The sequence below is a fragment of the Micromonospora sp. NPDC049836 genome (assembly GCF_044465125.1).
Classification (GTDB): Bacteria; Actinomycetota; Actinomycetes; order Mycobacteriales; family Micromonosporaceae; genus Micromonospora.
Genome location: NZ_JBITLH010000001.1, coordinates 768,949 through 789,635, shown reverse-complemented (window position 1 = coordinate 789,635; position 20,687 = coordinate 768,949). Strand labels below are relative to the sequence as shown.

20 protein-coding genes and 1 pseudogene are annotated in these 20,687 nt (G+C 73.7%); 13 read left to right on the top strand and 8 right to left on the bottom strand.

What is annotated here, in order from left to right:
- Positions 1-97: 97 nt before the first annotated feature.
- The gene (locus ACIBPB_RS03790) at positions 98-1,543 is read left to right on the top strand and encodes a phage major capsid protein (protein WP_396838037.1); all 1,446 of its coding nucleotides are present in this window, start codon (positions 98-100) and stop codon (positions 1,541-1,543) included.
- 193 nt (positions 1,544-1,736) lie between these two features.
- Here the strand turns inward: ACIBPB_RS03790 and ACIBPB_RS03785 are convergent, their stop codons facing one another.
- The 5 genes from ACIBPB_RS03785 to ACIBPB_RS03765 form a co-directional block, all read right to left on the bottom strand.
- Positions 1,737-3,416, bottom strand: coding sequence for a helicase HerA domain-containing protein (locus ACIBPB_RS03785; RefSeq protein WP_396838036.1), 1,680 nt, complete (start codon positions 3,414-3,416; stop codon positions 1,737-1,739).
- Positions 3,417-3,487: 71 nt separating this feature from the next.
- Positions 3,488-4,189, bottom strand: a complete 702-nt coding sequence (locus ACIBPB_RS03780) for a DUF2637 domain-containing protein (RefSeq protein WP_396838035.1) — start codon at positions 4,187-4,189, stop codon at positions 3,488-3,490.
- A complete protein-coding gene (locus tag ACIBPB_RS03775; RefSeq protein ID WP_396838034.1) occupies positions 4,186-4,386 on the bottom strand; it encodes a hypothetical protein in 201 nt (66 codons plus the stop codon). The genes ACIBPB_RS03780 and ACIBPB_RS03775 overlap by 4 nt, the downstream gene beginning before the upstream one ends.
- Complete coding sequence (locus ACIBPB_RS03770; RefSeq protein ID WP_396838033.1) at positions 4,383-4,559, bottom strand: hypothetical protein; 177 nt, start codon at positions 4,557-4,559, stop codon at positions 4,383-4,385. The genes ACIBPB_RS03775 and ACIBPB_RS03770 overlap by 4 nt, the downstream gene beginning before the upstream one ends.
- Positions 4,559-4,900, bottom strand: coding sequence for a hypothetical protein (locus ACIBPB_RS03765; RefSeq protein WP_396838032.1), 342 nt, complete (start codon positions 4,898-4,900; stop codon positions 4,559-4,561). The genes ACIBPB_RS03770 and ACIBPB_RS03765 overlap by 1 nt, the downstream gene beginning before the upstream one ends.
- A gap of 83 nt (positions 4,901-4,983) precedes the next feature.
- On the opposite strand from ACIBPB_RS03765, the pseudogene ACIBPB_RS03760 reads away from it, so the two are divergent.
- The 6 genes and pseudogenes from ACIBPB_RS03760 to ACIBPB_RS03735 form a co-directional block, all read left to right on the top strand.
- Positions 4,984-5,610: pseudogene (locus tag ACIBPB_RS03760) on the top strand (ATPase, T2SS/T4P/T4SS family); the annotation flags it as partial.
- Positions 5,611-5,627: 17 nt separating this feature from the next.
- Positions 5,628-6,740, top strand: coding sequence for a type II secretion system F family protein (locus ACIBPB_RS03755; RefSeq protein ID WP_396838031.1), 1,113 nt, complete (start codon positions 5,628-5,630; stop codon positions 6,738-6,740).
- Positions 6,740-7,498 carry a type II secretion system F family protein gene (locus ACIBPB_RS03750; RefSeq protein WP_396838030.1) on the top strand — a complete coding sequence of 253 codons (759 nt, stop codon included), beginning with the start codon at positions 6,740-6,742 and terminating at the stop codon, positions 7,496-7,498. The genes ACIBPB_RS03755 and ACIBPB_RS03750 overlap by 1 nt, the downstream gene beginning before the upstream one ends.
- A 23-nt stretch (positions 7,499-7,521) precedes the next feature.
- Complete coding sequence (locus tag ACIBPB_RS03745) at positions 7,522-7,689, top strand: DUF4244 domain-containing protein (RefSeq protein ID WP_013283643.1); 168 nt, start codon at positions 7,522-7,524, stop codon at positions 7,687-7,689.
- Complete coding sequence (locus ACIBPB_RS03740) at positions 7,686-8,087, top strand: TadE family type IV pilus minor pilin (protein WP_396838029.1); 402 nt, start codon at positions 7,686-7,688, stop codon at positions 8,085-8,087. Before ACIBPB_RS03745 ends, ACIBPB_RS03740 begins: the two co-directional genes overlap by 4 nt.
- 218 nt (positions 8,088-8,305) lie before the next feature.
- The gene (locus ACIBPB_RS03735) at positions 8,306-8,620 is read left to right on the top strand and encodes an Rv3654c family TadE-like protein (RefSeq protein ID WP_396838181.1); all 315 of its coding nucleotides are present in this window, start codon (positions 8,306-8,308) and stop codon (positions 8,618-8,620) included.
- A gap of 102 nt (positions 8,621-8,722) precedes the next feature.
- On the opposite strand, the gene ACIBPB_RS03730 is transcribed toward ACIBPB_RS03735, so the two are convergent.
- From ACIBPB_RS03730 to ACIBPB_RS03720, 3 genes are all read right to left on the bottom strand, one after another.
- Complete coding sequence (locus ACIBPB_RS03730; protein ID WP_357309185.1) at positions 8,723-9,301, bottom strand: hypothetical protein; 579 nt, start codon at positions 9,299-9,301, stop codon at positions 8,723-8,725.
- Between the two features lie 142 nt (positions 9,302-9,443).
- Positions 9,444-9,650: a hypothetical protein gene (locus ACIBPB_RS03725; RefSeq protein WP_357309188.1), complete on the bottom strand. Its 207-nt coding sequence runs from the start codon at positions 9,648-9,650 to the stop codon at positions 9,444-9,446.
- A gap of 338 nt (positions 9,651-9,988) precedes the next feature.
- Complete coding sequence (locus ACIBPB_RS03720) at positions 9,989-12,697, bottom strand: DEAD/DEAH box helicase (RefSeq protein WP_396838028.1); 2,709 nt, start codon at positions 12,695-12,697, stop codon at positions 9,989-9,991.
- A gap of 125 nt (positions 12,698-12,822) precedes the next feature.
- Here ACIBPB_RS03720 and ACIBPB_RS03715 point away from each other — a divergent pair, with 125 nt between their 5' ends.
- From ACIBPB_RS03715 to topA, 6 genes are all read left to right on the top strand, one after another.
- Positions 12,823-13,179: an STAS domain-containing protein gene (locus ACIBPB_RS03715; RefSeq protein ID WP_396838027.1), complete on the top strand. Its 357-nt coding sequence runs from the start codon at positions 12,823-12,825 to the stop codon at positions 13,177-13,179.
- Positions 13,179-13,613, top strand: a complete 435-nt coding sequence (locus ACIBPB_RS03710) for an ATP-binding protein (RefSeq protein ID WP_396838026.1) — start codon at positions 13,179-13,181, stop codon at positions 13,611-13,613. Before ACIBPB_RS03715 ends, ACIBPB_RS03710 begins: the two co-directional genes overlap by 1 nt.
- 316 nt (positions 13,614-13,929) lie before the next feature.
- Positions 13,930-16,278, top strand: coding sequence for a sodium-translocating pyrophosphatase (locus tag ACIBPB_RS03705; RefSeq protein WP_396838025.1), 2,349 nt, complete (start codon positions 13,930-13,932; stop codon positions 16,276-16,278).
- Between the two features lie 121 nt (positions 16,279-16,399).
- Complete coding sequence (locus ACIBPB_RS03700; RefSeq protein ID WP_396838024.1) at positions 16,400-16,939, top strand: hypothetical protein; 540 nt, start codon at positions 16,400-16,402, stop codon at positions 16,937-16,939.
- Positions 16,930-17,544 (top strand): hypothetical protein, encoded by a 615-nt coding sequence (locus ACIBPB_RS03695; protein ID WP_396838023.1) that lies wholly within the window; start codon positions 16,930-16,932, stop codon positions 17,542-17,544. Before ACIBPB_RS03700 ends, ACIBPB_RS03695 begins: the two co-directional genes overlap by 10 nt.
- Before the next feature lie 318 nt (positions 17,545-17,862).
- Positions 17,863-20,679: a type I DNA topoisomerase gene (gene topA / locus ACIBPB_RS03690; protein ID WP_396838180.1), complete on the top strand. Its 2,817-nt coding sequence runs from the start codon at positions 17,863-17,865 to the stop codon at positions 20,677-20,679.
- Positions 20,680-20,687: the final 8 nt, after the last annotated feature.

Genomic DNA, 20,687 nt, shown 5'->3' with positions numbered 1-20,687 from the left:
GTACCGGCGCGAGCATCCGACCCGGGCCGCCCGTTCGGGCCTCCCAGGGAGCAACGGCAGAACCCTTGACCGTGCCTTCCTGAGGAGAAGTGAGTACATGGCACGCAGCATCAGCATCATCCGCGCGGAGCTGGACGAGGCGCGCGCGAAGCGGTCCCGCATCGAGGCCGACATGGGCGAGCTGGACCGGGCGATCGGTGACGGCACCCCGACCGCCGGCCAGCAGGAGCGGTGGGAGCGGCTGACCGCCGGGCAGACCAAGGCGCGGGTTGACGTCGAGCGCCTGGACGAGGAGATGCGCGACGCGGTGACCGACCTGGCCGCCGGCGGCAGCGTGATCGGCGGTGACGGCGCCCGGCAGGACGGCGGGGACCAGGCCCGGCGCGGCCCGCAGCGGGACAAGGCGCTGCGGTTCGTCGAGGCGGCGGAGCGGGCCGGTGAGCTGCCCACCCACAGCGCCGACAAGGTGGACCGGCTGCTGCGCACCGGCACCACCGGCGAACGGTCCAACGCCGCCCGGTGGGCGGAGGCCGCCGGGGACCCGGACTACCTGCGGGCGTTCGGCAAGCTGCTCGCCGACCCGCAGCGCGGGCACCTGACCTGGGATGGCCGGGAGTCGGAGGCGTACCGGCGGGCGCGGGCGCTCGGCGACGAGATGCGCTCGGCGATGTCGACCGGCAACAATGTCGGCGGCGAGCTGATCCCGCTGTCGCTGGACCCGTCGATCCTGCTCACCTCGGACGGGTCGATCAACCCGATCCGCCGCAACAGCCGGGTCGTGCAGACCGCCACCAACCAGCACCGGGTGGTCACGTCCGCCGGGGCCACCGCCGAGTGGAAGACGGAGGCGGCCGAGGCGGCGGACGGCTCGCCGGCGCTGGCCGAGGTGGACATTCCGCTGTTCCTCGGCGACTGCAACGTCGTCTACTCGTACGAGCTGGCGTGGTCGACCCGCGACCTGGTCGCCGAGCTCCAGCCGGTCGTCATGGACGCCGTCGACCAGCTCGAGGCCACCGCGTTCACCACCGGCAACGGCACGACCGCGCCGCAGGGCCTCATCACCGGTCTGGTCGGCACATCCAGCGAGATCAACTCGTCGGTGTCGGAGGCGTTCACCGCGGCCGACATCTACGCATTGCAGAACGCCCTGCCGCCGCGGTTCTCCGACGGCGCCGCGTGGTACGCCAACATCGCGATCGTCAACGCCGCCCGCCAGTTCGAGACCACGAACGGGGCCATCAAGTTCCCGGAGCTGATGGCCAACCCGCCGTCGCTGCTCGGCCGGCGGGTGTGGGAGACGTCGAACATGGACGGCAGCTACAACGCGGCGGCGACCGCCAGCAACTACGTGATGGTGTACGGCAACCTGTCGCGGGCGTACGTGGTGGTCGACCGGATCGGCTCGTTCGTGGAGGTCACGCCGCGGCTGGGCGCCAACTCCCGGCCGAAGGGTGAGCGGAACCTGACGCTGTACCGGATGACCGGTGCGAAGGTCGTCCGGCCGCAGGCCGCCCGACTGCTGGACGTCCCGACCACCGCCTGACACCTGATCTTGCGGCGTGGCGCGTCAACCTCACCGCCGGTGCCCAATCTCGGGGATCCACACCGGGGCAACGGACAGGAAGGCGCGGAGGGGCCCTATCTGCGGGCCCTGTGACGCGACCTGCGCGCCACGCCGACACGGAAACGCCCCCGGGGACTCGTCCTCCCCCGGGGGCGTTTCGCTGCCCACTTTCCTATTTGCTGCTGCCGGCCCATTCGGCGAGATCCTGCCGGGCGTACAGGTCGGCGTTTCCGCGCTTTCCTCGCGGCTCGGGAATGGCCCCTACGCGCCGCTGAATGCGCTTCTTGGCTGCGTCGTACGACCAGGGCAGCACACCGGCGTCGACGGCGTCCCGCAGCGTCATCATGTCCCCGTCCTCGGGGACGTCGCTGGTCAGCGGGCTATCAGGGACTTCCGGCGTGATGATGGCGCGTACCTGCGCTTTGTTGAGGTAGGCGACCTGTACCTCTGTCGACTGTCCGCCGATGACGATTTGCCACCGGCCGAGAGTTCGCGACGACTTGGGCATTGCCGCCTCCGGCACGAGCATTTTCCAGTTGTTCGCCGTGTACCTCGCCAGGCAGCGAATGCCGAAGTTCTCCCGGGCCTCCGGTCCGCCGATCGCCCGTGCGGTGAGCATCTGCGCGATGGCAATCACGTTGACTTTCGCGCTCCGGCCCATGAACAGCAGATTGGCCAGCGCGGAGATCGCCGGGGACCGCTTCGGCTCACCCTTGCCGCGGTTCTCCGCCCACCAGTTCGCCAGCTGGCCGATGGTGGCGTTCAGCTCTTCGGCGATGACCAGCCACCGCTCGCCCGGGTCCCAGTCTTCCGGCTCGTGCAGGGCGAGGGTGTTCCGCTCGTCGGCCAGGCCCTCAGTGCGGATGAGCGCGTGGTGCATCTGCTCGGGCCGGGTGCAGTAGTCGACGCCGGGCAGGCCGAGCAGCGCCCGGTGGGAACCCTTGCGGTCCAGGATGAGCACCCGGCCACCGCGGGCGAGCACCTGCACCGCGACCAGCTGGGCGAGCACCGACTTCCCGGCGCCGGACCCGGCTGAGATGGCGATGTGCGGGGAGTCCTCGCGGAAGCTGATGGTGACGGCCTGGCCGCCGATGCCGTCACCGATGTAGAACTCCCACTCGGCGAGCTTGGGCAGCTCGGCCACCACGCGCTCGTGACCGACCTGGGACGGCGGCCGGCGGCGGACGGTCCACCGGGCCACCACCTGCGGGCCGACCTGATCCCAGCTCTCGACCAGCCCGGAGACGGGGATTTTGCTGCTGATGATGGACGACACCAGCTTGCGCTGGTCGGCGGTCAAGTACGGGGATCGGATGGTCAGCTCGATGCGCGGCCCGTACTCGGGTGCTGGGCGACGGAACACCTCGAGGCGGGCCGTCACCGGACGTGCCTTGCGCTGGAGCGCCCACGCGCCGCGCTGCACCCGGTCGGGCAGCCACCGCAGCACCGGCTCGACGTGCTCGCCGTACCACAGCCGTGCGGCTTCCTCGGCCGGCGACAGCGGCTTGGCGAGGCGCTGCACGAGGTTGCCCAACGACGAGTCGACGTGAAGCTCTACGCCGGTCTGCATGCCCAGCGGTGGGGCGACGGCGGCCAGCGTCGGCCGGACGTACGCCCGGTCAAACCGGCGCCGCACGAGCCGCTGACGGCCCTTCACGGCGGCAACCAGGGCGACGCCGCCGGCGGTGGCCTGCGCCTGTTCCGGGTAGACGGCCGCCAGGGCAACGGCGCCGGGCGTGCCGACGCGGATGATCTGCCGCTGCCACCCGGCGAGCCGGCCAGCGCCGCGGCGTAGGTAGCCGTAGCCGGTGCGGCCATCGAGCGGACGGCCGGACAGGTAGCGGTACGTCAACCGCCACCCGAGGCGCTTGCGGCGGCGGAGCAGCTTCTCCAGCTCCACGATGCGGACGGTCTGCGCAGCCATCAGGCGTTCACCTCCACTGACGTTCCGTTGATGCGGGTTTCCGCAGCTACCGGCGCGGTTGGTGACGGCAGATAGCGGCGGGCGGTGGACTCACTCACCCCGGCTTTGGCGGCGATCTGCGCGACCGTGCCGGCGGGCAGCTTGGCGGCAGCCTTGGCGACCTTCTCCGCGCTGGTGAGGCTCTTGGCGCGCGGCCTGGTGACGGGCGGCTTGACGCCAACCTCCGGGTCACGTGACCCGGAGGTTGGCGTCACCGGCTCGACCGGCTCGGCGTACCGCCACGGGTCGGCCGGGGCGGGTTCCGGCGTCACCTCGACCGGCTCGGCGACCGGCAGCGGCTTACCGGACCGGGCCAACACCTCCACCGCCAGGAGGAAGGACACCGCCGGGACGGCGGCGACCAGACGGGCGGTGACGGTCGGATGGGCGCTGGCCACGTTGGCGGCAAGGGTGGCGGCCACCCCGAACCCGAGGGCGACCCGGGCCGACAGCCGCGGCCGGCGCTGCCGGCGCTTGTCGTCGAGCATCGCCAGCGTGGCGACCAGGATCAGGCCGTCGATCGCCAGCGGCAGCACGGCGGCCACGCCCTGGTGCTCACCAGCGGCGGTGGCCACGTCGTAGATGTGCCGGTAGGAAGCGAACCCGGCCACCGCCGCCACGAGGGCGGCAGCAGCACGGGACGCGAAAGCCGTCAGGTTCACCGGGGACCTCCGGACAGGTTGGCCAGAGCGCGGGTGAGCCGGCTCAGGGCGATCAGGCGGCGGTGCATGGCACGCAGGTGCCGCGCCCGCACGTCGGCGTGGGCGTTGAGGGTGTAGGCGTAGTCCTGCCTGGCCTCGGCGTACCGGATGGCCATGGACAGCACGGCGTCGCGCAACTGGTCGGCCCGCTCGGTCATCGGGTCAACTCCTTCGGACGGTCAGCGGCCCGGGTGTGCTCCCGGCGGATGGCGGCGGCGGTGCCATCGGCGTGCTGCTCGGCGGTCAGCCGGGCCAGCCAGAACGGCGTGAGCATCACGGCCGGGCCGCCGAGCAGCACGGCCAGCAGGGCGACGGCGGCGGTGTCGGTCATCAGGCACCACCGGCCATGAGGTCGCGCACCTGCTCGGCGGTGGCCAGGGAGATCCCCCACCACTCGGCGAGGGTGCGGGCCGACGTCGCGGCGACCCTGGCGCACCAGCGGTCCAAGTCGGCGATCTGCTCGGGTGACATCGGCGGCCAGGTCGAGGCCACGGCGTCGACGTCCGCCTCGGAGCGGATACGGGCGCCCATCGTGAAGGCGACGTAGCCGGAGACGTTGTGCCGCTCGATGGCGTCGGTGACCGAGAGCCGGTCGAGTCGGGGGATGCCGTGGGTGTCGGCGGTGGACAGCCGGCTACCGGCCGGCGCGGGTGCTGTAGCTGTGACGGTCAAGGCTCTGCCCTTCTAGGGAGGGTGGCCGACCGGGTGGCGTTGCGAGCGCTTCACCCGGTCGCGGTAGCACATTGCTACGCGTGGGCAAGACCACCCTGCTCAACACGCTGCTCGGGCTGGTCCCCGCCACCGAGCGGATCGTCTTCGTCGAGGACGCCGCCGAGCTGCGCCCAATCCACCCGCACGTGATCGGTCTGCAGGCGCGCACGTCGAACGTGGAGGGTGCCGGTGCGGTGGGTCTGAGCGACCTGGTCCGTCAGGCGCTGCGGATGCGGCCCGACCGGCTGGTGGTGGGCGAGTGCCGGGGCGCGGAGGTGGTCGACCTGCTCGCCGCCCTCAACACCGGCCATGACGGCGGCGCGGGGACGCTGCACGCCAACACCCCGACCGACGTCCCGGCCCGGCTCGAAGCGCTCGGGCTGCTCGGCGGCCTGCCCCGGGCCGCCCTGCACGCCCAGGTCACCGCGGCGCTCCAGGTGCTCCTCCACCTGCGCCGCACCACCCAGGGCCGGGTGCTCGAGTCGATCGGCCTGCTGCTTCCCGAAGGCCCGGACCGGCTCGCCACGGTGGTCCCCGCCTGGGTACGCGGACGCGGCCTCGGCCTCGCCGCCCGGCGGCTCGGCGCGCTGCTGCGGGAGCGCGACGTCGCCGTGCCGCCGCTGCTCGGTGCAGCCTGGTCCGGCCCGGCAGGCCCGGCAGGCCCGGCGTGACCGGGATGGCCTGGCTGGTGACCGTGCTTCTGATCGGCGCCGCGGCGGTCGTCGCCTGGCCGGTACGCACCGCCCGGACCCGCCGCCGCGCCGTCCTCGCCCCCTCGTACCGGCCCGGGACGGGCCGGGCGGCCCCGCTGGTGCGCGGCGGGCCGCCGATCGTTCCCCGGGTCCCGGCCGGCATGTCCATGCTGGACCGACCGCCGGCCGGCCGGCCACCGAACCGGCGGGACCCGGGCCACCCGGCCGCCGCGCTCCGGCTGGCGTCCGGGCCGGGCCGGTCCTGGACCGCGCGGGACCTGGCTGGTGCCTCGTCGCCGCCGGGCTGGACGGGCGCGCCGGCGGCCGGGCCGGCCCCGGCGGCGCGGTCCAGCGCACACCCCGGGGACCGGATGGACCGGCCGGCCGTGAGCACCCGGCGGGACAAGCCGGCCGGCGGCCTCCCGCGCGCCCCGGCCTCGGCTGCCGGGCACGGCGGAGCCGGCTGGCCGGCAACGAGCGCGGCCGCTGCCAGGTGGAGCGTGCGGGACCGGGTGGCTGCCCTGCCCACCCGGCCGGCCCTGCTGGTGGTGGCCCTGCTGGGCGGGGTGATCGGGACGGTGCTCGGCGGCCCGGTGGGCGGGTCGGTGCTGGCCGCCTACGCCCTCCTGTGCGCCCGGGCCGTCCGGCGCCGGCATGCCGGGGCGGCGGCCGACCGGGCCCGACGGGGTGAGCTGGACCGGCTCTGCGCCCTCGCCGCCGACCTGCGGGCCGGCCTGCCGGTGGCGTTCGAGCCGCTCGACGGTCCGACCCGGCTGGCCAGTCTGGGGCGGGCCGCCGTACGGCTGGCCGACCGCACCGGGGCGCCCCTGGCCGAACTGCTCGAACGGGTCGAGGCGGATGCGCGCGCCACCGACCGTGGCCTGGCCGCGGCGGACGCCCAGGCGGCCGGCGCCCGCGCCACGGCCTGGCTGCTCGCCGCGCTGCCGCTGGGTGGCATCGGGCTCGGCTACGCCATCGGCGTCGACCCCGTGGACGTGCTGCTGCACAGCACCCTCGGCGGCGGCAGCGCCCTCACCGCCGTCGCCCTCCAGATCGGCGGGCTGCTCTGGGCGGAACGCCTCGGCGCGACCTCCGGGCGGGCGGCCTGATGTCGGGCCGGGCGGTGGCCGCCGGCTGCCTCGCCGGAGCGGCGTTGCTCCTGGTCGTGCCGGGTCCGGTGGCCGGACCGGGACGGCGGCTGCGTCGGCTGGCGCCACGGCTGGGGCGCGGGTGGCGGTCCGGTTCGACGCGCGGGCGGGCCCGGCCGGGCTGGTGGCCGGATGCGATCCGGCTCGCCTCCGTGGCCGCCGGCGTGGCCGCCCTCGTGCTGGTCGGCGGCGCGGCCGGGCTGATCACCGGGGCGCTGACGGGCGTGCTCGCGGACCGCCTGCTCCGGCGGGTCGAGCCACCCTCGTTGCGGGACCGCCGCCTGCGCGAGGCGGCGGAGCTTCCGCTGGCCGCCGACCTGCTCGCGGCCGCGCTGCGGGCCGGGGCACCGGTCGACCGGTCGGTGCTGGCGGTCGCCGAGGCGCTCGGCGGGCCGCTCGCGGACCGGCTCGGTCGGGTGGGCCGCACGTTGGAGTTGGGCGGCACGGCGGCCGAGGCGTGGAGCCACCTCGGCCCGGTGGCCGGCGCCGACCGGCTGGTGGCCGCCGCGATCCGCTCGGCCGACAGCGGCGCCGCGTTGGCCGGCGCCCTCGTCCGCCTCGCCGACGATCTGCGGGCGGACCGGTCCACGGCGGCCGAGGCGGCGGCCCGCCGGGCCGGAGTCCTCATCGTGCTGCCGCTGGGGCTCTGCTTCCTGCCCGCCTTCATTCTCGCCGGTCTGGTGCCGGTGATCGTCGCCGTCCTCGGCGACGTGCTGTGATCCCCTGAGACAAGGAGTACGACATGCGCAAACTCCTCACCCGCCTGCGCGGTGACGCCGGGATGAACACTGCCGAGTACGCGGTCGGCACCCTCGCCGCGGTGGCCTTCGCCGGCATCCTGCTGAAGGTGCTCACCTCCGGCAACGTGCAGTCAGCCCTCACCGCCGTCATCGACCGGGCGCTGAAGTGACGGAACGCCGGTGGGCCGGGACTGTCCGCCCTGGACGGCAGGCCCGGTGCGACGCGGAGCGGGGCTCCTTCACCGCCGAGATGGCGGCCGGCCTGCCGGCGCTCCTGCTGCTGCTCCTCACCGGCCTCACCGCGGTCGACTCGGTGACCACACGGGCCGGCTGCCTCGACGCGGCCCGGGAGGCGGCGCTCGCCGCCTCCCGGGGCGAGCCCGGCGAGGCCGCCGGGGCGCGGCACGCCCCCGCCGGCGCCGAGGTCTCCGTCAGCGTCGCGGGCGAGCAGGTCACCGCCACGGTCCGGGCCCCGGTCCGGGCACTCGGGGCACGACTGCCCCGGCTCACCGTCTCGGCCACCGCGGTGGCCGTCGTCGAACCCGGCACCCCGGGGCCACGACCATGACGGAAGGAGCTGCCTGCTCGGGGTCACGCCGGTCGGCCCGGCGCGACCGAGCCGCGACCAGGACGGGTGGGCTGCCCGGATCGGGCTTCGGCCGGCCCGGCCGGCAGCACCGCGGCACAGACCGGAGTCCGCCGGCCGCGGCCGGCGTCGGGTCGGTCGCGGCGGCCCGGTCGGGGCTCGACCGGCGGGCGGCGGAGCGGGGTGGGGCGACCCTCTGCCTGCTCGCGGCCGGGTTGGTCTTCGTGCTGGTCGGGCTCTTCGGCGCGGCGGTCGGTGCCGCCCGGCTGGCGCGACAGCAGGCCCGCGTCGCGGCGGACTTCGGCGCGCTGGCCGGCGCCGGTCAGGTGCTGGACGGGGACGTCGCCGCGTGCGCCCGGGCCGGCGCGGTGACCAGGGCGAACGGCGGGCGACTGGTGGCCTGCCGGCTCGACGGGCTCGACGTCCTGATCACGGCGCAGGTCGAGGTTTCTCCGTTGCCCGGATTGCGCCGCACCGCCACGGTCACCTCCCGGGCCGGCCCGATCCGCGGCTGACCCGCGGGGTCAGGGCTGGACGGTGCTGAACGTCCGCCCCGACCCCGTCACGTGACGTCGGCTCGGTTCACCGACGGGCCGCGGTGGATCATGCCGGCCGGGTCAGCGGCCCTGGAGGGCGTCCAGGCCGACGGCCATCGCGATCACCAGGCGCCGGTCGATGTGCGGGCTCTGGATCTCCACCACGTAGCGGTCGCGCAGGCCCCACTTCTTGATGACCGAGAACACCGGCTGACCGCCCGCGACGAAGTCGAAGTGGTACGGCAGCCAGGAGAGCGAGTCGACGAACCGCCGCAGCAGCGCCACCGGCATGCTGCGCTCCTGCCCGGTGATCTGCGGCAGGCCGGCCTGCTCGACGTGCCACGTCGAGCGCAGCAGCGACTGGGCGAAGTCCTTGCGGAACAGGCCGATCGGGGTGCCGGCGTGGTCGGTCACGTCGTACGTGGCGCCGAGGTCGAGCCGCTGGCGGGCCTTGAACCCGAGCAGCGGGTACTGCTTGGAGTCGTCGGTGTAGATGGTCACCTGCTCCTTGAACGCGAGGCGCTTCTGCTGCGCGAACGCGAGCAGCGGGCCCTCGGTGCCGTCCGGAGCGACCGCGCGGACCTCGTACTGGTTGACCATCATCCGGATCCGCTGCCGGATGAAGAACTGATGCTGGGTCTGCAGGCTGTCGAGCTGCATGGGATCTCCTTAGAGGGGGCGAACGCCGGAGTCTCGCACAGCCCGGCTCCCGACGTCCGCCCCGCCACGCCACCGGTCCACACCGCGCGACGCGTGACGCCGGCCCCGCCGGCCACCGGTCCGCGCGGCCGGCCGGCCGCTCTCAGCGGACGCCGTCGACCGTGGCCTTCATCGCCCAGGAGTTCAACACCTGGTGGATGCCGCGCAGACGCTCGTTGATCTGTTCCAGGCGTTCCGCCTGGGCCAGGTGGGCCATCGCGCTGCCCAGGGCGATCAGCTGGTCGGGGGTGAGGTTCTCCTGGTCGATCGTGTAGAGCAGGTCGACGGTCTCGGCGATGGTGTCGGCCATGGCATCTCCTCCGGCGGGAAGAATCTCAGCTCGGTCGGGGGAACGCCCAGCACGGCCAGGAAGCCATGGAAGCGCTCCCATACGTCAATGCCCACCCGATCACTTGCTCAACCACACATCCCACCACCCAGACACCCGGCCGCCCCGACCGAGCCGAGCACGCCTCCGACCCAGACCACCCGCGCACCTGACGGGCTCCGGCCGGGCAACTCGGGCCGGCCCAACCGCCCCGACACCCGGCCGGCGACAACCGCTCGAACGTGTGCGGCACCGGTGCCGCGGCGTGGCCGGGTGACGGATACGACGACAGCTACCTCAGCCCGCCGAGGGCGGCGTGCTCACTCGGTCGCTGTTCGCTCGGTCGCCCGTTCATCCTGCCGAGGAAGCACTCGACCACCACCGGCGCCGCCCGAAGCCCCGCCGCCCGAGCCGACCGTCCCGCCGCCCGAGCCGACCGCCTCGCTGCCCGAGCCGGCCGCACCGCTGCCCGCACCGGCAACCCTGCCTTCTGCGGGCGTAACCTCCGCAACCTCCGCGCCGGTGCCGGCGGCCGGGACCGTCGCGCCGTCCGGAGTGGCCTTGGCCAGGTTGGCCAGGACCACGTCGAGGACCTTGACGGCGTCCGGCTTGGAGAGCGGGTTGTTGCCGTTGCCGCACTTCGGGGACTGGACGCAGGAGGGGCACCCCGACTCGCAGCCACACTCGGCGATGGCGTCGCGGGTGGCCCGCAGCCATCCCGCCGCCGTCGCGTACGCCCGCTCGGCGAAGCCGGCGCCGCCGGGGTGGCCGTCGTACACGAAGACGGTGGGGGCCTCGGTGTCCGGGTGCAGGGCGGTGGAGAGGCCGCCGATGTCCCAGCGGTCGCAGGTCGCCATCAGCGGCAGCAGGCCGATCCCGGCGTGCTCGGCGGCGTGCAACGCGCCCGGGATGTCGGCCGCCTCGACGCCGGCGAGCGCCAGCGACTCCGGGGAGAGGGTGAACCAGACCGCGACGGTGCGCAGTTCCCGCGCCGGCAGGTCCAGCGGCCGGGTGTCGATCACCTCGCCGGTGGCGATCCGCCGCCGCTGGTACGACACCACCTGGCTGGTCACGTCCACCTCGCCGAGGAAGAGCCCGACCGGGCCGGCGTCCACGTACGACCGGACGGACACCACCGACAGCGAGGTGACGTCCCGGGCGTGGGTGGACCAGTCCGGCTCCTCGGCGTGCACCAGCGCGCACCCGTCGGCCAGGTCGAGCGAGTCGACCACGTACGAGACGCCCTGGTGCAGGTAGACCGCGCCGGTGTGGAGCAGGAAGTGCGCGGAGCCGCCGTCGACGGTGCCGAGCAGCCGCCCGGTGGACTCCTCCACCACGCAGACCGGGGCTCCGCCCTCACCGCGCAGGTCGACCTCGGGGCGTTCCCGGTGCCGCCAGTACCAGCCGGTGGGCCGCTGGCGCAGAGCGCCCGCCTCGACCAGCGAGTCGACCGCCTCCTTCGCGCCCTCGCCGAAGAGTTCCAGGTCGGCGGGGATGAGTGGGGCCTCGTGCGCGGCGCAGGCCAGTTGCGGGGCGAGCACGTACGGGTTGGCCGGGTCGAGCACGGTCGCCTCGACGGGCCGCCCGAACAGCGCCTCCGGATGGTGCACCAGGTAGGTGTCGAGCGGGTCGTCCCGGGCCACCAGCACCGCGAGCGCCTCGTCGCCGGAGCGGCCGGCCCGGCCGGCCTGCTGCCAGAGCGACGCCCGGGTGCCCGGCCAGCCGCAGATCAGCACGGCGTCCAGCCCGACCAGGTCGACGCCGAGTTCGAGCGCGTTGGTGGAGGCGAGCCCGAGCAGGTCGCCGTGGAGCAGCGCGCGTTCCAGTTCGCGCCGCTCCTCGCGCAGGTAGCCGGCCCGGTAGGCGGCCACCCGGGCACCGAGCCCGGGCACCGCCTCGTCGAGGGCCCGCCGCGCGTTCGCGGCGACCACCTCGGCGCCGCGCCGGGACCGGACGAAGGCGAGCGTGCGTACCCCCTCGATGACGCTGTCGGTCAGCAGGTCGGCGGTCTCCCGCAGCGCCGAACGCCGGACGGACGCCAGGTCGGCGACCTCCTCGTCGGCGGAGGGCGGGGGCAGCAGCGGCGGCTCCCAGAGTGCGAAGGTCACCCCGCCGCGCGGCGAGGTGTCCTCGGTGACGGCCGCGACCGGCAGGCCGGTGAGCCGCCCGGCCGCCGTCGCCGGGTCGCCCGAGGTGGCCGAGGCCAGCACGAAGACCGGGGTGCTGCGCGGGCCGGCGAGTGCCTGACCGGAGGGCCGCCCGTAGCGGGCGCACTGCCGGCGCAGCCGCCGCAGCACGTGCGCCACGTGTGAGCCGAACACCCCGCGGTAGGTGTGGCACTCGTCGACCACCACGTAGGCGAGCCGGCGCAGGAAGCCCGACCAGTGCGCGTGCCCGGGCAGGATGCCGTGGTGCAGCATGTCGGGGTTGGTCAGCACGAACCGGGAGTGCCGGCGGATCCATTCGCGTTCGGCGCGGGGGGTGTCCCCGTCGTAGGTGGCGGGGCGTACCCCGTCGAGTTCCAGGCCGGCGACGGCGCGTAGCTGGTCGGCGGCGAGCGCCTTGGTCGGGGCCAGGTAGAGCACCGTGGCGCGCGGGTCGGCGAGCAGCGTGGCCAGCGCCGGCAGCTGGTACGCCAGCGACTTGCCGGACGCCGTCCCGGTGGCCACCACGACGTGCTGGCCCGCGTACGCCAGCTCGGCGGCCTCGGCCTGGTGCCGCCACGGGGCGACCACGCCGCGCCCGGCGAACGCCGCCCGCAGTTCCGCCGGCGCCCAGTCGGGCCACGGCGCGGGCTCCCCGGCGCGGGCCGGCACCCGTTCGACGTGGGTGACCGGGTCGGTGGCGTGCCGGAGCCGGAGCCGGCGCAGCAGCTCGGCCGGCGGGCGGCCGGCACCGGCACGCCCCGGCCCGGGGCCGGTGGACGACGCCTCCCGGCCGGCGACCGGCGGCGCGGGGCCGGTGGACGACGCCGTCCGGTCGGCGACCGGCGGCGCCGAGCTGGACTCGTCGAACGTCACGTCCTGCACTCTCGCACTGGTGTTCGGAATTGGGAACCGGGGGGCCTGGGTATGGGAGAGCCGCCGCCGGTGACCCGAAGGGGCCACGTGCGGGGATGGTTAGATGCCCAGGAGAGCTTACCGAGGAGGGACCGATGGAGCTGTCGCTGGCGACCCGCACCGTGGGGGAGCACACGGTGCTCGAGGTCGGCGGTGAGGTGGACGTCTACACCGCGCCGCGCCTGCGGGAACGGCTCCTCGAACTGATCGACGGCGGGGCCCGCCGGGTCGTGGTCGACCTGGGCCGGGTGGACTTCCTCGACTCGACCGGCCTCGGCGTGCTGGTCGGGGCGCTCAAGCGGCTGCGCTCGTCCGGTGGCTCGTTCGCCCTGGTCTGCGACAAGGAGCCGCTGCTCAAGATCTTCCGGATCACCGCGCTGGACCAGGTCTTCCCGCTGCACCCGACGGTCGACGCGGCGATCAGCGCCGACCCGACCGGTGCCGGCGCGTGATGGCGACCGTCAAGCTTTCCTTCTCGCCGGCGCCGGTGCACGTGCGGACCGCCCGTCTGGTCGGTGTCGCGGTCGCCCGTCGGGCGGGGGTACGCGAGGACCTGCTCGACGAGGTGCGCCTGGCCATCGGTGAGGCGTGCACCCGGGCGGTCGCCCTGCACCGGCAGTACGGCCTGCCCGACCCGGTGTACGTGGAGATGTCGGACAGCGGCGCGTACACGGTGCGGGTGGTGGACCGGGCCCCGATCGAGGCGGGCATCGGGCTGGCCGCGCTGGCCCCGGACGAGTTGGCCCAGGAGTCGCTGAGCGAGGACGCGCTGACCACCGGCGTCGGGTTCGCGCTGCTCGCCGGCTTCGTCGAGGACCTCCAGGTGCGCCCGGTGGAGGAGGGCGTGGGCACCGAGGTCCAGATGGTGTGGCCGGTCCGCCGCTGAGCTGAGGACGTTGAAGGCCGCGTTTCCCGAGGGGAGCGCGGCCTCGTCGTGCTGGTCGCCCCATATATCAGATTTTTTCGCATAGCACAGCGACGAAGATCATCGAGACCGGGTGCCACCTCGCTGTGACCCTCAACACGTCGGAGGGCTACAGTACGCGAGTTGTCAGCAAGTGACCCGTCCCGCAGCCAGCGGGAATGGGTGTTCATCGCTGGTCCGCCGGAGTGGGTTGGCGCACGCTTGCGAGTCCGCATTCCAGGCGTCGGTCCGTGCGTCTCCATGGGCCGGCGCGAGTGTTCGGTACAGGAGGACATAGATGTCCGGGACCTTGGCCGCCGACGGCGGCGCACTGTCCCTTACCGGAGCCAACGTGACGTACGTCGTCATCGCCGCGGTCATCGCGCTGGTGGCGCTCGTCTTCGCCGCCACCCTGACCAGGGCGGTGCTGGCAGCCGGTAAGGGCACCACCAACATGCAGGAGATTTCCGGGGCGGTGCAGGAGGGCGCGTCCGCGTACCTGCTGCGGCAGTTCCGTACCCTGGCGATCTTCGTGGTCGTCGCCGTCGTGCTGCTGTTCCTGCTGCCGGTGCACGACACCGACGGCAACGAGACCCTGGTGAAGATCGGCCGCTCGGCGTTCTTCGTGGTGGGCGCCGGGTTCAGCGCGTTCATCGGTGGCGCCGGCATGTGGCTGGCCACCCGCGCGAACCTGCGGGTGGCCGCGGCCGCCCGGGAGCGCGAAGGCGGGCGCGAGGGCGCCATGAAGATCGCCTTCCGTACCGGTGGGGTGGTCGGCTTCCTCACCGTCGGCCTCGGCCTGTTCGGCGCGGCGCTGGTCGTGCTGATCTTCCGGGGTGACGCGCCCACCGTGCTGGAGGGCTTCGGCTTCGGCGCCGCGCTGCTCGCCATGTTCATGCGGGTCGGCGGCGGCATCTTCACCAAGGCCGCCGACGTCGGCGCCGACCTGGTCGGCAAGGTCGAGCAGGGCATCCCCGAGGACGACCCGCGCAACGCCGCCACCATCGCCGACAACGTCGGCGACAACGTCGGTGACTGCGCCGGCATGGCCGCCGACCTCTTCGAGTCGTACGCGGTCACCCTGGTCGCCGCGCTGATCCTGGGTCGCGCCGCGTTCGGCGAGGACGGCCTGGTCTTCCCCCTGATCATCTCCACCATCGGCGTGCTGGTCGCGATCGTCGGCGTCTTCATCACCCGGCTGCGCCCCAGCGACCGCAACGGCCTCACCGCGATCAACCGGGCCTTCTACCTCTCCGCGGTGATCGCCGCGGTGCTGGTCTCGATCGCCGCGTTCGCCTACCTGCCGGCGACCTTCGGCGAGTTCGACAGCGGGCTGACCGACGCGTCCGGCAACCCCCGGTTGGTGGCCATCGGCGCGGTGGTGATCGGCATCGTGCTGGCCGCCGCGATCCAGGCGCTCACCGGCTACTTCACCGAGACCAACCGGCGCCCGGTGCAGGACATCGGCAAGAGCTCGCAGACCGGCCCGGCCACCGTCATCCTCGCCGGCATCAGCGTCGGCCTGGAGTCGGCCGTCTACTCGGCGCTGCTGATCGGCGCCGGCGTGTTCGGGGCGTTCCTGCTCGGTGGCAGCTCCATCACCCTGTCGCTGTTCGCGGTGGCGCTGGCCGGCACCGGCCTGCTCACCACCGTCGGCGTCATCGTCGCCATGGACACCTTCGGCCCGATCTCCGACAACGCGCAGGGCGTGGCCGAGATGTCCGGCGACATCGACGAGCACGGCGCGCGGACGCTGACCGAGCTGGACGCGGTCGGCAACACCACCAAGGCGATCACCAAGGGCATCGCGATCGCCACCGCGGTGCTCGCCGCGACCGCGCTGTTCGGCTCGTACACCGACACGCTGCGCTCCTCGTACGGGGACGCGGGCGTGGGCGACGTCGGCACCGAGATCCTCAACGCGCTCAACGTGGCCAACCCGCGCAACCTGGTCGGCCTGATCATCGGCGCGGCGGTGGTCTTCCTCTTCTCCGGCCTGGCCATCAACGCGGTCTCCCGCTCGGCCGGCGCCGTGGTGATGGAGGTCCGCCGGCAGTTCCGTGAGCTGCCCGGCATCATGGACCGCACCCAGCGGCCCGAGTACGGCAAGGTCGTCGACATCTGCACCCGGGACGCGCAGCGCGAGCTGATGACCCCCGGCCTGCTGGCCATCCTGGCCCCGATCGCGGTCGGCTTCGGCCTCGGCCCGGGCGCGCTGGCGTCCTACCTGGCCGGTGCGATCGGCGCGGGCACCCTGATGGCGGTCTTCCTGGCCAACTCCGGTGGCGCCTGGGACAACGCGAAGAAGCTGGTCGAGGACGGCGCGTACGGCGGCAAGGGCTCCGAGTCGCACGCCGCGACCGTCATCGGCGACACCGTCGGTGACCCGTTCAAGGACACCGCCGGCCCGGCGATCAACCCGCTGATCAAGGTGATGAACCTGGTCTCGCTGCTGATCGCCCCGGCCGTGGTGGCCTGGAGCGTGGGCGACGACCGGAACACCCCGCTGCGCCTCGCGATCGCGATCGTGGCGGCGCTGATCATCGTGGCGGCCGTGGTGTTCAGCAAGCGCAAGGGCATCGCGATGGCCGAGTCCGGCACCGACGCCGGCAGCCCGGACCAGCACCCGGAGCGGGTCAACGCCTGACCCGGCACGGCAACGGCTCCCGGCCGGCGTTCCGCGCCGGCCGGGAGCCCTGCCCGTCGGCGGTCCCGGGCCGGAAACCTGACCGGTGGCACTTCCACCCGGAGGCCGTACGCTGCTTCGCATGCGTACGTGCCGGGCGGCAACCGCCGGAAAGCTCACGGTGGTCCTGGCCACGCTCAGCCTCCTCGTCGCCGGCTGCGGCGGCCCCAGCCCGCGGGCCTGGGCCACCTCGGTCTGCCAGGCGCTCACCCCGTGGCGCGCGGAGATCAACAAGCTGACCAGCAGCACCCAGCAGCAGATGACCGCGCAGACCACCCCGGCGCAGGCCAAGGAGAACCTGGTCCGGCTCTTCGCCGGGGCCGAGCAGGCCAGCGAGACCGCCCGACGCAAGGTCGAGGAGGCCGGCGTGCCGGAGACCGACCACGGCGCGGAGATCTCCGCCGGCTTCCGCGCCTCGCTGAGCAAGATGCGCGACGCGTACGGCCGGGCCCGGGACACCATCGACAAGCTGGACACCGGCCAGGCCGGACCGTTCTACGCCGGCGTCCGCGCCGCGGTGGACACCCTCAACAAGGAGTACGACGCGAGCGCGCTGGACACCAGCCAGCTCAATTCGACCGAGCTCAAAGAGGCCTTCGACGAGGTCCCGGAGTGTCGCTGACGCCACCTTCCCCGCATCCGGTCCGGCAGCCCTCGCTCTTCTCCACCGAGGCGGCCGACCCGGTCCTGCCCGATCTGGCCGGCCTGCTGGCCGGGCCGGGCGAGGTGGTGCGGATGGGTGGCACCGCCCGGATCTCCGTGGTGGTGGACGCCGCCTGGCGGGTGCACGTGCTGGTGGCCGAGTTCGGCGCCCGCGGGGTGCCGGCGAGCTGGGAGCCGGCCGAGGACGGGCGGCACCTGGTCCGCACCGCGTACGCGACGACGCTCGCCCCGCTGGCCCGGGCCTGGCTGCTGCGCGGCACGGTGAAGCGGCCCCCGGCCGGGTTCCACCTCAACGGGCGGCGGCTGCGGCTCTGGCTGGCCGCCGCGGGGGCCGCCGACCCGGCCGGCTTCCTGCTCCGGCTCGGCGCCGCCGACGAGGACTGCTGGCCGGCGGTCCGGGCCGCGCTGGCCGCGGTGGGCCTGCCCGGCGCGTTCGTGGAGCCGGGCGAGGGCGGCCCGGCGTACCGGATCGCCGGCCGACGGCGGTTGGCCCGGCTGGCGGAGCTGGTCGGCGACCGACCGCCCGCGGCGCCGCCCGCCGAGTGGCCCGGCCCGCCGGCCTGACCGGCCGGGCCAGGCGCAATCGCACCGGCTGTCCGATCCCGGACACCTCCGGCCGGTGGCCGGCCCGGGAAAACGGCGCGAAGATGATCGGCCGTGGGGCGTGTGATCGTCACAGTCACCCGCTCGGTGCCCTACCCACGGTGTACGGTGGCGCCGTCCGGTGGCGGTCACCGGTGGCCGCCACCCAGTGATCGTTTGCCGCCCTCGAAACCCGCGAGCCGGACGGCGCGTTACGTTGGACATCCGGACCGCCGACGGGCCGGCCGGTGCAACACGGCCGGAAACGGGCATGGAGCAGGAGTGAGGTCGGAGAGAGACGTGCCGAGCAACGCTGGAACCACCCGTCTGGTCATCGTCGAGTCGCCGGCGAAGGCCAAGACGATCTCGGGCTACCTCGGCCCGGGGTATGTCGTGGAGGCCAGCTTCGGTCACGTCCGCGACCTGCCCCGCAACGCCGCCGACGTGCCGGCCAAGTACAAGGGTGAGCCGTGGGCGCGGCTCGGCGTGGACGTGGACAACGGCTTCCACGCGCTCTACGTCGTCTCCGCCGACCGCAAGCAGCAGATCAGCAAGCTGGTGAAGCTGGCCAAGGAGGTCGACGAGATCTTCCTGGCGACGGACGAGGACCGCGAGGGCGAGGCGATCGCCTGGCACCTGGTGGAGACCCTCAAGCCCAAGGTGCCGGTCAAGCGGATGGTCTTCCACGAGATCACCAAGCCGGCCATCCAGGCCGCGGTCGCCAACCCGCGCGAGATCGACCGTGACCTGGTCGACGCGCAGGAGGCCCGGCGCATCCTGGACCGGCTCTACGGCTACGAGGTCTCCCCGGTGCTGTGGAAGAAGGTCATGCCGAAGCTCTCGGCGGGCCGGGTGCAGTCCGTGGCGACCCGGATCGTGGTGGAGCGGGAACGGCAGCGGATGGCCTTCCGCACCGCCGAGTACTGGGACATCCTGGCCACCCTGGCGGTGGCGAACCCGGGCGAGGGCCCGCGCACCTTCAACGCCACCCTGATCGCGCTGAACGGCGACCGGATCGCCACCGGCAAGGACTTCGAGCCGACCACCGGCCGGGTCCGGCCCGGCGCGGGCGTGGTGCACCTGGACTCCGGCGGGGCCCGCGGGCTCGTCGCCCGCCTCGAGGGGCGGCCGTTCACCGTCACCCGGGTCGAGGAGAAGCCCTACCGCCGCCGGCCGTACGCGCCGTTCATCACCTCCACCCTCCAGCAGGAGGCGGCCCGCAAGCTGCGGTTGTCGTCGCAGCAGACGATGCGTACCGCGCAGCGGCTCTACGAGAACGGCTACATCACCTACATGCGTACCGACTCGGTGAACCTGTCGGAGACCGCCATCTCGGCGGCCCGCCGGCAGATCGTCGAGCTGTACGGCGAGCGCAGCGTGCCGCCGGAGCCGCGCCGCTACACCGGCAAGGTGAAGAACGCGCAGGAGGCGCACGAGGCGATCCGCCCCGCCGGGGATAACTTCCGCACCCCGGGCGAGGTGGCCAAGGAGCTTTCCGCCGAGGAGTTCAAGCTCTACGAGCTGATCTGGCGGCGCACCATCGCCTCGCAGATGACCGACGCGGTCGGCTCCAGCGTCTCGGTGCGGATCCGCGCCGTCTCCTCCGCCCAGGAGGAGGCCGACTTCGGCGCGACCGGCAAGACCATCACCGACCCGGGCTTCCTGCGCGCGTACGTCGAGTCCAGCGACGACGAGAACGCCGAGGCCGAGGACGCCGAGCGGCGGCTGCCCACGCTGGTCAAGGACCAGCCGCTGACCGCCGACGAGCTGGCCGCGCAGGGCCACCACACCCAGCCGCCCGCCCGCTACACCGAGGCGTCGCTGGTCAAGGCGCTGGAGGAGCTGGGCATCGGCCGCCCCTCCACGTACGCGTCGATCATGCAGACCATCCAGGACCGCGGCTACGTGGTGAAGCGCGGCCAGGCCATGATCCCGTCGTTCCTGGCGTTCGCGGTGATCGGGCTGATGGAGCGGCACTACCCGCGCCTGATCGACTACGACTTCACCGCCAGCATGGAGAACGAGCTGGACGAGATCGCCGGCGGTGACCACGCCGCGGTCGACTTCCTCACCTCCTTCTACTTCGGCAGCACCAACGGCACCGGCGACCAGGCGATCGCCCACGCCGGTGGCCTGAAGAAGCTGGTCACCGAGAACCTCAGCGACATCGACGCGCGCAGCGTCAACTCGATCCCGCTCTTCACCGACGAGGACGGGCGCGAGGTCGTCGTGCGGGTCGGCCGCTACGGGCCGTACCTGCAGCGGGCGCTGCCGGGCGAGCAGCCCGGGCCCACCGGCGAGGGCGAGGAGGGCGGCGGCCAGGGCGACCGGGCGCCGATCCCCGAAGGGCTGGCGCCCGACGAGCTGACCCCGGAGAAGGTGCACGAGCTGTTCCTCGGCGGTGGCGGCGAGCGCAAGCTCGGGGACGACCCGGCCACCGGCGAGCCGATCGTGCTCAAGTCCGGCCGGTTCGGCCCGTACGTGGCCAGCGGCGAGCGGAAGTCCTCGCTGCTGCGCTCGCAGTCGCCGGACACGCTCACCTTCGACGAGGCGTTGAAGCTGCTCAGCCTGCCCCGGCTGATCGGCGTGGCGCCCGACGGGGCCGAGGTGTTCGCCAACAACGGCCGCTACGGCCCGTACGTCAAGCGCGGTGACGAGTTCCGCTCGCTGGACTCGGAAGACAAGATGTTCACCGTCACGCTGGACGAGGCGCTCGCCCTGCTGGCCGCCCCGAAGGCCCGCCAGCGCCGGGCCGCGGCGCCGCCGCTGCGGGAGATGGGCAACGACCCGCTCACCGAGAAGCCGCTGGTGATCAAGGACGGCCGGTTCGGCCCGTACGTGACCGACGGCGAGACGAACGCGTCGCTGCGCCGCGCGCAGACCCCGGAGGCGCTGACCCTGGAGGAGGCCTCCGAAATGCTCGCCGAGAAGCGGGCGAAGGGTCCGGCGCCGAAGAAGAAGGCGGCCCCGGCGAAGAAGGCGGCGGCGAAGAAGGCGGCCCCGGCGAAGAAGACGGCAGCGAAGAAGACCGCCGCCGCCAAGTCCACCACCGCCACCAAAAAGACCACCCCTGCCAAAAAGGCCGCCCCCAAGAAGGCAACCTCGACCACGGAGTGATCTTGGTA

Excerpts from the sequence above, each read along its gene's own strand:
- ACIBPB_RS03790 (WP_396838037.1), top strand. The coding sequence starts at position 98 with ATGGCACGCAGCATCAGCATCATCCGCGCGGAGCTGGACGAGGCGCGC.
- ACIBPB_RS03775 (WP_396838034.1), bottom strand. The coding sequence starts at position 4,386 with ATGACCGAGCGGGCCGACCAGTTGCGCGACGCCGTGCTGTCCATGGCC.
- ACIBPB_RS03770 (WP_396838033.1), bottom strand. The coding sequence starts at position 4,559 with ATGACCGACACCGCCGCCGTCGCCCTGCTGGCCGTGCTGCTCGGCGGC.
- ACIBPB_RS03750 (WP_396838030.1), top strand. The coding sequence starts at position 6,740 with ATGTCGGGCCGGGCGGTGGCCGCCGGCTGCCTCGCCGGAGCGGCGTTG.
- ACIBPB_RS03745 (WP_013283643.1), top strand. The coding sequence starts at position 7,522 with ATGCGCAAACTCCTCACCCGCCTGCGCGGTGACGCCGGGATGAACACT.
- ACIBPB_RS03730 (WP_357309185.1), bottom strand. The coding sequence starts at position 9,301 with ATGCAGCTCGACAGCCTGCAGACCCAGCATCAGTTCTTCATCCGGCAG.
- ACIBPB_RS03725 (WP_357309188.1), bottom strand. The coding sequence starts at position 9,650 with ATGGCCGACACCATCGCCGAGACCGTCGACCTGCTCTACACGATCGAC.
- ACIBPB_RS03715 (WP_396838027.1), top strand. The coding sequence starts at position 12,823 with ATGGAGCTGTCGCTGGCGACCCGCACCGTGGGGGAGCACACGGTGCTC.
- ACIBPB_RS03710 (WP_396838026.1), top strand. The coding sequence starts at position 13,179 with ATGGCGACCGTCAAGCTTTCCTTCTCGCCGGCGCCGGTGCACGTGCGG.
- ACIBPB_RS03705 (WP_396838025.1), top strand. The coding sequence starts at position 13,930 with ATGTCCGGGACCTTGGCCGCCGACGGCGGCGCACTGTCCCTTACCGGA.
- ACIBPB_RS03700 (WP_396838024.1), top strand. The coding sequence starts at position 16,400 with ATGCGTACGTGCCGGGCGGCAACCGCCGGAAAGCTCACGGTGGTCCTG.